The organism is Burkholderia sp. AU16741, from assembly GCF_002223345.1.
GTDB lineage: Bacteria > Pseudomonadota > Gammaproteobacteria > Burkholderiales > Burkholderiaceae > Burkholderia > Burkholderia sola.
In genome coordinates, this window is record NZ_NKEZ01000011.1 from 67,178 (window position 1) to 84,478 (window position 17,301).

The following is a 17,301-nucleotide window of genomic DNA, read 5'->3' on the forward strand; positions in this document are numbered from 1 at the left end:
ATGCGTACCACTTCGCTTTCAGCCTATCAGTACCGCTTCTGGCTCGAGTGGCAGCTCAATCCGCACTCGTCGGCCTACACGACCGCACTCGTCTATCGCCTGTCGGGGCCGCTGGATCGCGATGCGCTGCGGCGCGCACTGGACGCGTTCGTCCATGAGCACGACGAAGGATGCCGCAGCACGTTCCGGATGGACGGCGCCCGCGTGGTGCGGGACGTGCACGATCGCGTGACGGTCGCGCTCGACTACCGCGACGCGCGCGCGGCGCCGTCTCTCGACGCCGCCGAAGCCGACGCATGGATCGCCGCGCGCGCGGCGCACGTGTTCGCGCTCGACGACGCGCCGCTGTTCCGCTTCGCGCTGCTGCGCGAGGAGGCCGATGCGCACCGGCTCGTGCTCAGCTTTCCGCACATCCTCTCCGATGCGTTTTCGGCGGTGTACATCAACCAGCGGCTGACGGCGCTGTACAACCACGCGCTCGGCGCGGGGCCGGCGCCCGCGTGCACGTTGCGGGATCTCGGCGAGCAGCTCGCGATCGAAGCCGCGTACCGCGCGTCGCCGCGCTACGACGAAGATCTGGCCTATTGGCTCGGCGCGCTCGCGCATGCGCCGCTCGGGGTCGAGTTCGACGCGGCGGCGTCGGCGGGGCCGCGCGAGGGGCGCATCCACCGGATGCGTTTCGACGCGGACACGACCCGCCGGCTGCGCGCCCGCGCCCGCGCGAGCTGCTCGACGCCGTTTCTCGTGCTGTCGAGCCTGTTCGCGATCGCGCTGGCCCGCTGGCAGGACCTGCGCGAGCTGGTCGTGACCTATCCCGTCAACATGCGCGCGCCGGCGTTTCACGACGCCAGCGGATGCTTCGTCAACAACCTGCCGATGCACTTTTCGCTGCGGCCGGGCGACACGTTCCGCGACATCGTCGCGCGTACCACGGCCCGGCGTGCGCAAGGCAAGCGCCATCAGCAGTTGTCGCTGACCGAGCTCGTGACGGCGCTGCGGCGCTCGCGTTCGCTGGCCGACACGCCCGTCTTCAACGTCGGTGTGACGGAAGCGTTCTTCGTGCAGGATGCGCCGCTCGCGTTCCACGGCGTGCAGGCGGAATTGCTGCCGGTGGTCGCCGCTGAGCGGCCGTTCGACCTGAACTTCGCGTATCAGCTGACGCACGACGGCCTGCACGTGAATCTCGAATACGACACCGGCTGCCTGCCACCGGCGCGGGTCGGCGAATTCGCCGCGCGTTTCGGCCGACTGCTGCGCGCGTACCTGGACGACGATGCGCAGCCGGCGCTCGCGGTCGATCTGCTGGCGCCCGAGCAGCGCGCGCGGCTCGCGCAATACTGGCACGGGCCCACGCGCCCGATCGACGCGACGGACTGGCCGGCCCGCTTCGCCGCGCAGTGCGCGGCGACGCCGGATGCGCCGGCCGTCCGGTTCGGCGCGGAGCAACTGACCTATCGCGAACTCGATGCGCTGTCGGCCCGGCTCGCGGGCTTTCTCGCGGCGCGCGGCGTGACGCCTGGGGTGCTCGTCGGGCTGTGCTGCGAGCGCTCGACGGAGATGGTGCTGGCGATCGTCGCGGTGATGCGCGCGGGCGCGGCCTACGTGCCGCTCGATCCCGCTGCGCCGCCGGACCGGTTGCGGCGCATCGTCGACGATGCGGGGCTCGCGCTGTTGCTCACGCAGCGGCACCTGCTGGCGAACCTGCCCGCCGGGCCGGTCGCCCGGCATGCGCTCGACGAGCGCGCGATCTGGCTCGCCGCCGAACCGCTGCCGCCGCAACGCATTCACCCGGACGGGATCGCGTACGTGATCTACACGTCCGGCTCCACCGGCACGCCGAAGGGCGTCGCCAACACCCATCGCGCGCTGGTCAACCGGCTCGACTGGCACGGTTCGCTGCTGCCCGATAGCGCGCCGGTGCGCGTGCTGCAGAAGACGCCGTACTTTTTCGACGTGTCGGTCTGGGAATTCCTGTGGACGTTGCAGAGCGGCCATGCGCTGGTGATCGCGCCGCCCGGGCTGCACAAGGACCCGGCCGGGCTCGCGGTGCTGCTGCGCGATGCGCGCATCGCGGTCGCGCACTTCGTGCCGTCGATGCTGAATGCATTTCTGGATGCGACGCCCGGGCAGGTCTTCCCGGATCTCGCATTGGTCGTCTGCAGCGGCGAGGCGCTGCTGGCCGAGCAGGCCGAGCGCTTCCACCGGCTGCTGCCGGGGGTACGGCTCGCCAACCTGTACGGGCCGACCGAGGCCGCGATCGACGTGAGCGTGTGGCATTGCATGCCGGACGACGCTCATGTGCGCGCCGGCGTGCCGATCGGCCGGCCGATCGACAACGTGTCGCTGTACGTGCTGGATGCGGGCCTCGAGCCGTGCGCGCCCGGCAGCGCGGGCGAGTTGTACATCGGCGGCGCGGGCCTCGCGCAAGGGTACGTCGGCCGCCCGGATCTGACCGCGGCGAGCTTCGTGCCCGATCCGTACGCGGGCCGCCCGGGCGCGCGCATGTACCGCACCGGCGACGTCGCGATGTTCGGCGAGCACGGCGAGCTGCATTACCTCGGCCGGCGCGACGAGCAGGTCAAGCTCAACGGTAACCGGATCGAGTTGCGCGAGATCGAGGCGTGCCTGCTGGCGCTGCCGGGCATCGCGCAGTGCGCGGTGGTGCCGGTGCGGGTGCAGGGCCGCGTGCGGCTGCTGCACGCATTCGTCGAGCCGGCCGCGGGGTGGGACGCCTGGCCGGTCGACGCGCTGCACGCGGAGCTGGCCGCGCGGCTGCCCGACGCGATGCGCCCGGCGCGCATCGACGTGGTGGAGCGCATCGCGCTGCTGCCGGCCGGCAAAATCGACCGCAAGCGCCTGGCCCAGCTTGCCGAGGCGGCGCTCGAGGCGCGCGCGCACGGCGCCGACGTGCGCGCGAAGACGCCGTTCCAGGCCGAGGTCGCCGCCGAGTGGTCGGCCGTGCTGGACGTCGCCGATATCGGGCCGGACGACCATTTCTTCATGCTCGGCGGCAGTTCCGTGCAAGCGATCCAGTTGATCGGGCGCCTCAATGGCCGCTACGGGCTGCTGCTGTCGCCGCCGCTGCTGTTCGGCGCACCGCAGCTCGACCGGTTCAGCGCGCAAGTGCTGGTGGCGCTCGGCCAGAAGGCCCGGCAGGAGGACCGCCTGGACGCGCTGCTCGATCGTCTCGCGCCGGACGACATGGACGAACTACTCACAGTGTTTTCATCGTCGGGAGAGCTGGTTTGATGTCGCATAACGATTCCACCGAAAACAAGCGTCGCCAATTGCTCGAAGCGTTCGGCAGGCAGCGTGGCGCGGGCAGCCGCGACGCGATCATTCGCCACGCGCGGCCGGCGGACCTGCCCGCGTCGGCGGAGCAGTTGCGGATGTGGGTGCAGATGGCGATCAGCGGCGGCGCCGGCCATTTCCACGTGCCGCACGTGCTGGAGATCCCGGGCGCGCTCGACGAAGCCGCGTTGCAGGCGGCGCTGCGCGACGTGATGGCGCGGCACGAGGCGCTGCGTACGACGTTCGACGAACGCGAAGGCCGCCTGTACCAGCGCGTGCATCCCGAGCTGGCCCCGTCGCTGCCGGTGCATCGGCACGCGGCCGATGTGTCCGACGCGGAGATCGCCCGCGCGATCACGGCCGAAATCGCGCAGCCGTTCGACCTCGCGCACGGGCCGCTGCTGCGCGTGTCGCTGCATCGTCTCGGCGACGCGCGGCAGATTCTCGTGCTGACCGCTCATCACCTGATCGTCGACGGATGGTCGCTGGAACTGATGCTGGCCGACTGGTGGTCGGCCTATTCGGCGCGGCTGGCGGGCCGCGCGCCCGAGCCGCCCGCCAGCGACGCGCCGCAGTATGCGGACTATGCGCTGTGGCAGCAGGCGCGCAGCGCCGCGGACAGCGCGCCGAGCCTCGCCTACTGGCAGGGCCGGCTGACGGGCGCGACGACGCTCGAATTGCCGTTCGCGCTGCCGCGCCCGGCACGGCGCGCGCACGACGGCGAACTGGTGTTCTTCGCGATTCCCGCCGCCGTGCGCGCGCGGGCCGAGGCGCTGGCGCGGCGGCAGGGCGGCACGCTGTTCACGGTGATGCTGGCCGCGTGGCGCTGCCTGCTCGGCGACTACGCCGGCCAGGACGACTTCTGCATCGGCACGACCGCGTCGAACCGCGTGCATCCGGGCAGCGAGCGCATCGTCGGCTTCTTCGCGAACCTGCTCGCGTTGCGCACCGCGCGGCAAGGGTGCGCGACGTTCGCCGCGCTGGTCGAGCGCGAGCGCGACACCGTCGCCGACGCGTTGCGGCATCAGGCGGTGTCGTTCGACCAGGTGGTCGAGCAGGTCGGCGTCGCGCGCGATGCCGCGCGCAGCCCGCTGTTCCAGGTCAACTTCGTGCTGCAGGACACGAAAGGCGCGGTGCCCGGCGCCGCCGAGCCGGCGACGGCGGCCGGGATGCCGGCGATGACGGTGCGCGACGACCTGTACCGCTACGCGCAGTTCGACCTGACGCTGTTCGCCGAGCTGACGTCCGACGGCGTGCGCTGCTGCACGGTGTTCCGCACCGACCTGTTCGAGGCCGCCGATATCGAGCGGCTGTCGCGCACCTATGTGCAGTACCTCGACGTGCTGACCGCGCAGCCGGACGCGCCGTTCGGCACGCTCGCGCGCGGCGACGCGGCGACGCTCGACGCGCTGCGCGGCTGGCAGCGCCGGCCGCTCGCGCAGCCGCTGCCCGACTCGATCGGCGCGGTGATCGACGCGCTGGCGCGGCAGCATCCGGATCGCCCGGCGATCCGCCACGGCGACGCGACGCTCGACTACCACGCGCTGAACGCCCGCGCGAACCGGCTGGCCGGTCACTTGCGCGATCTCGGCGTGTCGCCGGGCTCGACCGTCGGCCTGTGTCTGGAGCCGGGCGCGGAGCTGATCGTCGCGATGCTGGCGGTGCTCAACGCGGGCTGCGCGTATGTGCCGCTCGACAGCCGCTATCCGGCGGACCGGCTGCGATTCCTGCTCGACGACAGCCAGGCGAGCGTGATCGTCACGCGCGAGGACGTGGTCGCGCGCACCGATGCGCTGCGTGACGGCTATCTGAACCTGATCGTCCTCGAGGACCACGACGACGAGATCGCCGCGCGCGACGGCGCGTTCGTCGCGAGCGGGCTGCCCGCGCAGATGCCGGCGTACCTGATGTACACGTCGGGCACCACCGATCGCCCGAAGGGCGTGATCGTGCCGCAACAGGCGATCCTGCGGCTCGCGTACCGCCCGACCTATCTCGACGTGACGCCGGACGACGTGTTCCTGCAGTTCGCGCCGACCGCGTTCGACGCGTCGACCTTCGAGATCTGGACCGCGCTGCTGAACGGTGCGTCGCTCGTGGTGCCGGCCGGACGCGATGCGTCGCTCGACCAGCTCGGGCCGTTGCTGATCGATGCGCGCGTGACGATTCTGTGGCTGACGAGCGGCCTGTTCGCGGCGATGGTCGATCACGCGCCGGACGCGCTGCGGCGGCTGCGCTACCTCGTCTGCGGCGGCGACGTGCTGTCGCTGCCGCACGTGGAGCGCGCCCGCGCGCTGCTGGAACACGGGCAGGTGGTCAACGGCTACGGGCCGACCGAGACCACGACGTTCGCGACGGCATACCCGGTGCGTGGCGCGCCGGCGGCGGGGCGCGCGGTGCCGATCGGCATGCCGATCCAGGGCACGTCGGTGTACGTGCTCGACGACGCGCTGAATCCGCTGCCCCCCGGTGCGGCGGGCGACATCTACATCGCGGGGCTCGGCGTCGCGCACGGCTACGCGAACCGGCCGGACCTGACCGCCGCCGCGTTCGTGCCCGATCCTTACGGCGGCGAGCCGGGCGCCCGCATGTACCGCAGCGGCGACGTCGGCTACTGGGCGCATGACGGCGCGTTGCATTACCTCGGCCGGCGCGATCGCCAGGTGAAGCTGCGCGGCTACCGGATCGAGCCGGCGGAAATCGAGGCGGCGCTGGCCGCATGCCGCGGCGTGCAGGCCGCCGTCGTGACGGTCGACGCGACGCCGCAGGGCGACAAGCAGCTCGTCGCGTACTGGACCGCCAGCCCGGGCGCGGGCGCGGACGTGCCGGACGAAGCCGGCCTGCGCGCGCAGTTGCGGGCGTCGCTGCCGGATCACCTGGTGCCGGCGCGTTTCCACGCGGTGCCGCACATTCCGCTGACGGCCAACGGCAAGGTGGACCGGGCCGCGCTCGCGCGGCTCGCGCCTGCGCAGGCGGCCGCGGCAACGGCGCCCGAGACGCTGACCGACACGCAGCGCATCCTGCGCGCGTTGTGGGAAGACGTGCTGGGCCGCGGCGGCTTCGGCCTCGACGACGGTTTCTTCGATCTCGGCGGCGATTCGCTGCTGGCGATCCGGCTGAAGGCGCAGGCGCAGCGCCACGGGCTCGAATTCGAGATCCAGGACCTGTTCGTCCACCAGAGCGTGCGTACGCTGGGCGAGCACATCGAACGGCAGCGCGGCGCCGGCGCCGGCATCGGCGCAGGTGCGGAGGCGAGCGCGCCGGCCGAGGCCGCCGCACCGCGGGCGCCGCTGACGAGCGACGCGGACCGCGCGCGGCTGCCGGCCGGCGTCGTCGACGCGTATCCGCTCAGCCGCCTGCAACTGGGGATGCTTTATCACAGCCTCCGGCACGAGCGCTCGAGCCTGTACCACGACGTGATCGGCTACGAGGTCGCGTATGCGTACGACGAAGCCTGCCTCGCGCATGCGCTCGACCGGCTGTCGGCGCGTCATCCGGCGCTGCGCACCGCGCTGCGGATGGAAGGGTTCAGCGTGCCGCTGCAGCTCGTGTTCGACACGGCGCGCATTCCGCTGGCGGTCACCGACCTGACCGAACTCGATGCGGCGGCGCAGGCCGCCCGGATCGCCGCGTTCATGGACGGCGAGCGGTTCGCCGCGTTCGACGTCGCCGCCGCGCCGCTATTCCGCTGCTTCGTGTTCAAGCTGGCCGCGCAGCGCTTCAAGCTGGTCTGGAGTTTTCATCACGCGATACTCGACGGCTGGAGCGAGGCCGCGCTGACCGCCGAATTCATCCGGCTCTACACGGCGGGTCTGGCGGGCGCGCAACACGGGCAGGGCGGGCAGGAGGGGCAGAACGACGAACCGGTGCAGGCCGGTTACCGCGATTTCATCGAGCGCGAACAGGCCGCGCTCGCCGATCCGGCCCAGCGCGATTTCTGGCGCGGCCAGCTCGACGGCGCACAGGCGCTGTCGCTGCGCCGCGCGCCGCTGACGGACGACGCGGCAGACGAGCGCGTGGATTATCTGGAGGTCGAGATCCCTGCCGAACTGGAGGCGGCGCTGCGTGCGCTCGCGCGCGACGCGAACGTGCCGCTCAAGAGCGTGCTGCTCGCCGCCCACCTGCGCGCGCTGCAGGCGCTGAGCGGGCGGCGCGACGTGCTGACGTCGATGGTGACGCACGTGCGGCCCGAGACCGAGGATGCGGAGCGCGCGGTCGGGTTGTTCCTGAACTCGGTGCCGGTGCGCGCGGCGCTCGACGGCGACGCGTCGCCGGTCGCGCAGGTGCGGCAGGTGTTCGAAATCGAGTCGGGCATTTTCCGGCACCGTTTTTATCCGTCGCAGCAGATCCGGCAGGACAACGGCGGGATCGAGCTCGGCGAGGTGCTGTTCAATTTCACGAGCTTTCACGTGCTGCGCGAGCTGGACGACGCGGACGTGCGGATGCTGGCGGGCCGCGACGGCCACGCGGTCAACAGTTTTCCGGTGCAGGTCGATTTCTCCGTTTCCGCGAGCGACCAGCGGCTGCGCTGCATCGTCGGCTACCGGGCCGACAGCCTGCGGCGTGACGACGCGCAAGACATCGTGCACGCCGAGCACGAAGCGCTGCGGCGGCTCGCCGGTGCGCCCGCGGCGACGTGGCTGCTGCCGGCCACGCTCGCGCGGCTCGACGACTGGGCGACGCCGAAGCCCGGGCTGCCGGTGAGCGCGAGCGTCGGCGAGCGCCTCGCCGCGTGCGCGGCCGCCGCGCCGGACGCCGTCGCGCTGATCGACGACGCGGGCGAGACGACCTATGCGGCGCTGCTCGAGCAGTGCGACCGGCGCGCGGCGGCGCTCGCCGCGCTGGGCGTGCGGCAGGGCGACGTCGTGGCGGTATGCGCGGGCCGCTCGGCGGCGACGCTGCAGACGGTGCTCGCGCTGTTCCGGATCGGCGCCGTGTATCTGCCGCTCGATCCCGCGTTGCCGGAAGCGCGCCATCGCTTCATGGTGGACGACGCGCGCCCGGCGGCGATCGTCGGCGATGCCGCCGCGCCCGCCTGCCTGCGTGCGTGCGGCGTGCGTTTCGTCGAGCTGGCGGCGCTGGCGGAAACGGCCCACGCCACCTTGGCCGCCGCGCCGCGCGTCAGCCCCGAAGCGCCCGCCTACATCCTCTATACGTCCGGCTCGACCGGCACGCCGAAGGGCGTGCCGTGCCGCCAGGAAGGCATCCTCGCGTTGTTCGACGCGCTTGCCGACACCTATCCGCTCGCCGCGGGCGACCGCGTGCTGTGGAAGACCGCGCAATCGTTCGACGTGTCGCTCACCGAAATGCTGTGGCCGTTGATGAAGGGCGCCGCGATCGTGATCGCGCGGCCGGACGGCCAGTACGATCCGCGCTACCTGCAGCGCGCGATCGAGCAGCATCGCGTGACGGTGGTCAATTTCGTGCCGTCGATGCTGCACCTGTTCCTGCAATCGCTCGACGCCGGCGCGGCGAGCCCGCTGCGCGCGGTGTTCGCCGCCGGCGAGCCGCTGCTGCCCGCGACCGTCGAGCTGGCGGCGCGCGTGCTGCCGCATGCGCCGTTGTTCAACGCATACGGCCCGACCGAGGCCAGCATCTACGCCACCGTGTGGCGCTGCGCGAGCGGCCCGGTGCTGATCGGCCGCGCGGTGGGCGACGTCGGCACGCATATCCTGTCGCCCGAACTCGCCCGGCTGCCGATCGGCGTGACGGGCGAGCTGTACCTCTGCGGGCGCGCGCTGGCGTCGGGCTACCTGAACCGGCCCGAACTGAGCGCGGAGCGCTTCGTGCCGAACCCGTATGCGACGGGCGACGCGGATCGCGTGCTGTATCGCACCGGCGACCTGGCCCGCTTCGATCGGCACGGCGACATCGAATTCGTGGGCCGCGACGACCAGCAGGTCAAGGTGCGCGGCTTCCGCATCGAGACGGGCGAAGTCGAATCGGTGCTGGGCCGCCATCCGGGCGTCGCCAAGGTCGCGGTGCTGGCGCGTTCGGGTAACGCAGGCGCCGTGCTCTGCGCGTTCGTGCAGGCGGCGGGCACGCTGCCGGACGGCGCGCTGAAGGCGCATGCGCAACAGGCGCTGCCGCCGTACATGGTGCCCGACCGGATCGTCGTGCTCGACGCGATGCCGATGACCGGCAGCGGCAAGATCGATCGCCTCCGGCTGGCCGACTGGCCGCTCGAGGCGGCGAGCGTTGTCGCCGAGCGCGCCGTCTCCGCCGCCCCCGCCAACGCCGCGCGCCGCGCGCCCGGCGATGCGCAGGCCGCGGTCGCGGCGATCTGGCGCGACGTGCTCGGCCTCGCCGAGATCGATCCGGACACCAACTTCTTCGACGCCGGCGGGCATTCGCTCGCGCTGATCCAGTGCCAGGCGCGGCTGCGCGGCGAATTCGGTCGCGACGTCGACATCGATCACCTGTTCCGCTACACGACGATTCGCACGCTGGCCGACTGGCTGTCCGCGTCCGGCGAACGGGCGGCCGAAGCCGGCGGCATGGCCGAGGCCGCGCGCGCGTCGGAGGTCGGCAGTCGCGACGTCGCGATCATCGGGATGAGCGCGGCCGTCTCGGGCGCGGACGACGTCGAGCAGTTCTGGCGCATGCTGCTCGCGGGCGAGGACGGCATCACCCGGCTCGACGACGCGCGGCTGCGCGCGCTCGGCGTGCCGGACGCGCTGCTCGGCAATCCGCGCTTCGTCGCCGCGCGCGGGTTGATTCGCGATCCGGACTGTTTCGATGCCGCCTTCTTCGGCTATACGCCGCGCGACGCCGAGATCATGGATCCGCAGCAGCGCAAGCTGATCGAGGAAAGCTATCGCGCGCTCGAGGACGCCGGTTACGCCGGGCCCGGGCCCGCGCGCGACGTGGGCGTCTACGTCGGCGTCGGCGCGAGCCAGTACCTCGCGAACCACGTGCTCGGCAACCGCGACGCGGTCGACGCGCTCGGGCTGTACCAGATCAACGTGCTGAACCAGCCCGCGACGCAGATCGCCTACCGGCTGAATCTCACCGGCCCCGCGGTCACGCTGAGCACCGCGTGCTCGACGTCGCTGGTCGCGCTGCACATGGCCGCGCGCGCGGTCGCGCAGGGCGACTGCGAACTCGCGCTCGCGGGCGCGGCGTCGATCGGCGTCGACGGCGTGCCGGGCTATCTGCACCGTACCGGCGGGATCTTTTCCGCGGACGGCTATTGCCGCGCGTTCGACGCGGCCGCGAGCGGCACCGTGGAGGGCAGCGGCGCGGGTGCGGTCGTGCTGAAGCGGCTCGACCTCGCGCGCCGCGACGGCGATCACGTGTATGCGATCGTCAAGGGCTCCGCGATCAACAACGACGGTCACGACAAGGCCGGCTACACCGCGCCGAGCCCCGCCGGCCAGGCGCGGGTGATTCGCGCCGCGCTGGCGGACGCGGGCGTGGACGCCGCGTCGGTCGGCTATGTCGAGACGCACGGCACCGGCACGCTGCTCGGCGACCCGATCGAAATGGCCGCGCTGAAGGCGACCTACGGCCAGCATCCGGCCCATGCGCCGCGCCTGCTCGGCGCGGTCAAGACGAGCGTCGGGCACCTGGACAGCGCGGCCGGGCTCGCGGGCGTGATCAAGGCGGCGCTCGCGCTCGAGCGCGGCAAGGTGCCGGGCACGCTGCACTTCGACACGCCCAACCCGCTGCTCGAACTCGACGACGCGGCCTTCCGCATCACCGCGCAAGCGACCGACTGGCCGGACGGCGGCGCGCCGCGCCGCGCGGCCGTCAGTTCGTTCGGCATCGGCGGGACCAACGCGCACGTGATCCTGGAAGCCGCGCCGCCCGAGGCGGACGCGCCGACGGCCGCCGCCGCGCATTGCCTGCGGCTGTCGGCCGCCACGCCCGACGGGCTGCGGCGTGCGGCGGACGGCCTCGCCGCCGCGCTGCGCCGCCACCCGGAATGGGCGCTGGCCGACGTCGCGTACACGCTGCAGGCCGCCCGGCAGGACCATGCGTGCCGCGCGTTCGTGGTCGCCGAGTCGCGCGATACGGCGCTCGACGCGCTGGCCGCGGGCGTGTCGCCGCTCGCCGACGACGCGCCGCCCGCGCGTCCGGTGGTTTTCCTGTTCACCGGGCAGGGCGCGCAGGCCGCCGGGATGGCGCGCGACCTGCATCGCGAGAATCCGGTGTTCCGCGCGGCGCTCGACCAGGTGTGCGCGCGGTTCGCGAGCACGGCCGGGCTCGCGCTCGAGCCTTACCTGCTGGGCGACGCGAGCACCACCGACACCGCGCTGGTGCAGCCGCTGCTGTTCGCGTACGAGTACGCGCTGTATCAGGCGTGGGCCGCGCTGGGCGTGACGCCGGACTACCTGATCGGCCACAGCCTCGGCGAATTGGTCGCCGCGTGCTGCGCGGGCGTGTTCTCGCTCGACGACGCGGTCGCCCTGGTGGCGGCGCGCGCGGCGGCGATGCAGGCGCAGCCGCCCGGCGCGATGCTGTCGATATCGATCGCGGAAGACGAACTGGCCGCGCAACTGCCGCCGACGCTCGCCCTCGCGGCGGTCAACGGGCCGCTGCAATGCGTGGTGTCCGGCCCGGTGGACGCGGTCGACGCGTTCGCGGCGCGGTTGCGCGACGGGGGTGTCGCGCATGCGCGGCTCGCGTCGTCGCATGCGTTCCACTCGCCGATGATGACGGACGCGGCGGCACGTGTGCACGCGCATGCCGCGACGATGGCGCTGCATGCGCCGCGCATCCCGTTGATCTCCAACCTCGACGGCACGCTGCTGGACGCGCCGCGCGCCACCGATCCGGCGTACTGGGCCGCGCACGTGCTCGGCACGGTGCGCTTCTCGGCGGGCGTGCGAACGCTGGCGGCACTGGGCGACGCGCTGTGGGTCGAGATCGGCCCGCGCGACGTGCTGGCGGCGCTGGTGCGCGCGCATCGCTGCGCGCCGGCCGACGCGGTGCTGGCGAGCTTCACGGAGCGTACGCCGCGCACGATGGCGACGCTGCTCGCCGGCTACGGGCGGCTATGGGCGAAGGGCGCGCGACTGACACGGCGCGACGCCTACGCGGGCGAGCGCCGCAAGCGCCTGCCGTTGCCGGGCTATCCGTTCGAGCGGACGCGTCACTGGCTGCCCGCCCAGCCCGTCGCGCGCGTGCAGCCGGAGGCACTGGCGCCGTCGATTGCCGCGGTTGCCGCGCCGGTCGCGGTCGAGACTCCGCTCGTCGCCTCGGCGGAAATCGACGACGTGCGGCATGCATTGACGCGTATCTGGACCGAGTGCCTTGGCCATGAGCGGATCGCGCCGACCGACGATTTCTTCGAGCTGGGCGGCGATTCGCTGCTCGCCGGGCGCGTGCTCACGAGAATTCACGAGCGGCTGAACGTGGAGCTGACGCTCGCGGCGTTCTTCGGCGCGCCGACGATCGACGGGCTCGCCAGCGCGATTCGCGCGCAGTCCGAACCGACGCCGCCTGCCATGCCGGCGGCGACGATACCGGCCGGCCTGCCGGCCGCCGGGCCGCGCCGCGCGCCGATGTCGTTCCAGCAGCGCCGGTTGTGGACGCTCGAACGGCTCGGCATGGGCGGTTCGGTCTTCCACCTGCCGCAATGCCTGCATCTGCACGGCGACCTCGACCGCGCCGCGCTGCACGCGGCGCTCGCGGGGCTGGTCGCGCGCCATCCGGTGCTGCGCACGTCGTTCCACGAAGGACCGGACGGCGGCGGCGAGCAGCACGTGCATGCCGACGCGACGATCGCGCTGTCGATCCACGCATACGCAGGCGGCACGGACGACGCCCTGCACGCGTTCATCGCGCGGCATCGCGATGCGCTGCGGGCGGAGCCGTTCGATCTCGCGCGGCCGCCGCTGTTTCGCGCGCGACTGCTGGAACTCGGGCCGCGCCGCGCGTGCCTGCTGATGTCGTTCCATCACATCGTCGTCGACGGTTGGTCGTTCCGGCTGATCGCGCAGGATCTCGCGTCGCTGTACGGCGCGGCGAGCCAGGGCGGCGCGCTGGATACCGCACCGCCCGCGTGGAATTACGCGGACTACAGCGAGGAGCAGGCGACGCGGTTCGCCGCCGGGCACGACGCGGCGCACGAGGCGTTCTGGGCGCATCTGGACGGCGCGCCGGTGCTCGACCTCGGCGGCGATCGGCGCCGCGCGCGCACGCCGGGGCGTCTCGCGCACAGCGGCCGCGTCGCGGTGGACGCCGAGCGTGCGCGGCAGGTCGACGCGCTGGCGCGGCGCTTGCGGACGACGCCGTACGTCGTGTTCCTGTCCGCGTTCCTGCTGATGTTGTCGCGGCGCACCGGGCAGCGCGACTTGGTGGTCGGCTCGCCGGTCGCCAACCGCGCGTCGAGCCGCACCGAAGGGCTCGTCGGCTTTTTCGTCAACCTGCTGGCGCTGCGCGTGGCGTTCCCGGCCGCCAGCCGCGCGCGGGCGTGGATCGAGCGGGTGCGCGACTGCGTGATGGCCGCGCACGCGCACCAGGACTATCCGTTCGAAAAGCTGGTCGAGCGCTTCGCGGGCCCGCGCGACACGTCGCTGACGCCGCTGTTCCAGGTGGTGTTCTCGATGCAGGAGGCGCCGGTTCGCCAGGTGCGGATCGGCGGGCTGGACGTCGCGTTCGAGGACACGCCGGAAACGGAAACCGAATACGACCTGACGATGAACCTGCATCGCGACGGCGCGGGCTACGGCGGCGTGCTGCTGACGCGCGACGGCGCGCTGGAGCGTGGCGAGGCCGACGAGGTGATCGAACAGTTCCAGGCCGCGCTCGACCTGCTGCTGACGCTGCCGGACGATGCGCCGCTCGGCGACGCGGGCGTGCTGTCGGCCGCGCAGCGGCAGGCCTGGCAGGCGGCAGCCGGGGTGGCCGACGTGTCGTCGTGGGCGGCGTCCGACCTCGTGTCGCTGCTGTCGGGCACGCTGACGGACGGCAACGCCGCGCCGGCGGTCGCGACCGCGCACGAGACGCTCAGTTACGCGGCGTTGCGGGCTCGGGTGGAGCAGGTCGCGGGCGCGCTGCACGCACGCGGCGTCCGCGCCGGCGATCGCGTCGCGCTGTGCTTGCCGATGGGGCTCGACGCACTGGTGGCGCTGCTCGGCGTGCTGCGCATCGGGGCGACGTACCTGCCGCTCGATCCCGCCGCGCCGGCCGCGCGGCAGCACGCGATCCTGTCGCAAGCGGCGCCGGTGCTGCTCGTGCACGATGCGGCGGCGGCCCCGCCGACGTGGCCCCGATGCGCGGCGATCGCGTTCGCCGCGCTCGGCGACGCGCCCGCCGGCGCGCCGCCCGCACGTATCGATCCGCAACAGGCCGCCTATACGCTGTTCACGTCCGGCTCGACCGGCGTGCCGAAGGGCGTCGACGTCAGCCATCGGGCGGTCGCGCACAAGATCCAGGCGCTGTGCGCCGCGTATCGCATGACGGCCGACGACCGGGTCGTGCAGTTCTCGTCGCTCGTGTTCGATGTGTCGATCGAGGAAATCTTCACGACGTTGTCCTCTGGCGCCTGCCTGCTGCTGCTCGAGCGCGCGGCGTGGCCGACGCTCGGCGCGTTCAGCGGCCTGCTCGACGCACAGCGCGCGACCGTGCTCAACCTGCCCGCGTCGCTGTGGCGCGAATGGGTGCGTGCGCTCGGTCTCGGCGAGGCCGCGCTGCCCACGCGGCTGCGGCTGGTCGTGACGGGCAGCGAGACGGTGCCGCTCGCCGCGGTGCAGACATGGCGCGCCGTGACGGGCGGCCGTGTGGCGCTGATGAACGCGTACGGGCTGACGGAAAGCGTGATCACGTCCGTCGTGCACGACGTGCCGGCCGACGCGCGGCCGGATGAACGCGACGTGCCGATCGGCGCGCCGCTGCCCGGCACCACGGCTTATGTACTCGACGCGCACCTGCAGCCGGTGCCGCCGCTGTGCCGCGGCGAGCTCTACCTCGGCGGCAGCGCGCTCGCGAGCGGCTACCCGGGCCGGCCCGGCCAGACGGCCGCCGCGTTCCTGCCCGATCCGTTCGCCGGACGGCCGGGTGCGCGCATGTATCGCACCGGCGACCTCGTGCGGCGCGACGGGACGGGCGCGTTGATCTACCTCGGCCGCAGCGATCGCCAGATCAAGGTGCGCGGGGTTCGTGTCGAGCTGGCCGAAGTGGAAGCGCTGCTGCTCGAACAGGACGGCGTGCGCGAGGCCGCGGTGCGGCTGTCGGGCGGGCCCGACGCGCCGGCGCCGCGCCTGGAGGCGTTCATCGTCGTCGACACCGACGCGTCGGGGGCGGCGGACACGTCACGCGAGGCGGCGCGCGAGCGGCTGCGCGCGCTACGCCGCATCGCGCCCGCGCATCTGGTGCCGCATGCGCTGGCGATCGTGCCGTCGCTGCCCAAGACGTCCGGCGACAAGATCGATCGCCAGTGGGTAGCGACGGCGGTGCTGCCGGACGCGGCCGCGGCCGCGGAGGGCGACGACACGCCGCCGCTGCGCGCGCTGCTGACGGTGCTGCGCGACGTGCTGCGGCTGGAGCGGATCGGCCGCGACGACAACTACTTCGGGCTGGGCGGCGACTCCATCCTGGTGCTGCGGGCCGTCGCGCAGCTGAACCGGGCCGGCTGGACGGTCGATCCGCAGGATTTCTTCGCGAGCCCGACTCTCGCGGACCTGGCCGATTGCCTGCGGCCGCTGGCGGCGCGACCGGACGCGCACGATGTGTCCGCGTTTCCGCTGACGCCGTATCAAAGGCGCGTGCTGCAGCGCCCGCATGCGCACCACTGGAACCGCGCGTTGCTCGTTCGGGCGGCGCAACCGCTCGACGCCGACGCGCTGCGGGCCGCGCTGCGCTCGCTGCTCGACGCGCATCCGGGGCTGCGCTGCGTATTCGATCGCGGCGCGCTGTCGGGCCGTGTCGCGCCCTCGGACGCGGACGCCGTGCAGCGCTGCTTCAGCAGCCACGCGCTCGCGGCGGACGAGGCGGCGCGCTTCATCGTCGCGCACAGCGCGACGCTGCAGCAGGGCTTCGATCTCGCGCAAGGGCCGCTGGTGCGGGTCGCGCACTACCGATGCGGCGCGGCCGGCGACCGGCTGCTGCTCGTCGTGCACGGTCTCGTCGCGGACAGCCATGGCTGGGCGGTGCTGCTGGACGACCTCGCCAATGCGTATGCGGCGCATGCGAACGGCCGGACGCCGGCGGTGGCCGCACCGACGCTGGCCTATCCGGCCTATCTTCGCGCGCTGGACGCACGTATTGCGGCCGCACGGCAGGCGGGCGAAACCGCCGCGTACTTCGCGCCGCTGGCGGCCAACGTCGCGCTGCCGCAGGATCGGCACGCAGCAGCCGGCGCGAACACCGAGGCGAGCCAGCAGGTCGTGCGCGACCGGCTGACGGGCGAGGCCGCGCGACGGTTGCTGGCCGTCGTGCCGCAGCGCCTGCGCGTGAAGGCCGCCACCGTCGCGATCGCGGCGGCGGCGCGCGCGCTTACCGACTGGGCGGGCGGCGCGGTCGTCGCCGATCTCGGCCGGCACGGCCGCGACTGCCTCGACGACGGGCCGGCGGTCGAGCGCGCGGTGGGCTGCTTCGTCTGCGACGTGCCGCTGCTGTTGCCGCATCACGCCGGCGTGCCGAGCGTCGCCGCGCTGCGCGAATGGGAGGCGACGCTCGCCGCGCTGCCGCTGGCGGCGCTGGGCGGGGCAGGCCTGCCGCCGCCCGCCGGCGTCGATCCCGACGCGTGGCGGCGCTGCGTGCAGCCGCAGGTGAGCGTGGATTTCGTATCGGCGGCCGCCGCGCGTCCGTCCGCATGGTTCTCCGCCGCCACCGAGGCGGTGGGCGCGGACCGCGCGGCCACCGACGAACGTTCGCACCTGCTGAACCTCGTCTGCGTCGCGGGCGACGGCGAACTCGCGTTCGAGTGCCGCTACAGCGACGCCGTCCACGCGCGGTCCACCGCCGAACAGTTGCTGCGCCGGTGGCGCGAACACATGGAGGCCGCGCTCGCGCACGTCGCCGACGCAGCCGTTCCCGTAGTCGAACACGATCATTCCTGAC

Annotated in this window: 2 protein-coding genes; both read left to right on the forward strand. The window is 73.0% G+C overall.

The window, feature by feature from the left end:
- Nucleotides 1–3,249, forward strand: coding sequence for a non-ribosomal peptide synthetase (locus tag CFB89_RS29425; RefSeq protein ID WP_089471032.1), 3,249 nt, complete (start codon nt 1–3; stop codon nt 3,247–3,249).
- Nucleotides 3,249–17,300 carry a hybrid non-ribosomal peptide synthetase/type I polyketide synthase gene (locus CFB89_RS29430; protein ID WP_089471033.1) on the forward strand — a complete coding sequence of 4,684 codons (14,052 nt, stop codon included), beginning with the start codon at nt 3,249–3,251 and terminating at the stop codon, nt 17,298–17,300. Before CFB89_RS29425 ends, CFB89_RS29430 begins: the two co-directional genes overlap by 1 nt.
- The last annotated feature ends 1 nt before the right edge of the window (nt 17,301 follow it).

Excerpts from the sequence above, each read along its gene's own strand:
- CFB89_RS29430 (WP_089471033.1), top strand. The coding sequence starts at position 3,249 with ATGTCGCATAACGATTCCACCGAAAACAAGCGTCGCCAATTGCTCGAA.
- CFB89_RS29425 (WP_089471032.1), top strand. The coding sequence starts at position 1 with ATGCGTACCACTTCGCTTTCAGCCTATCAGTACCGCTTCTGGCTCGAG.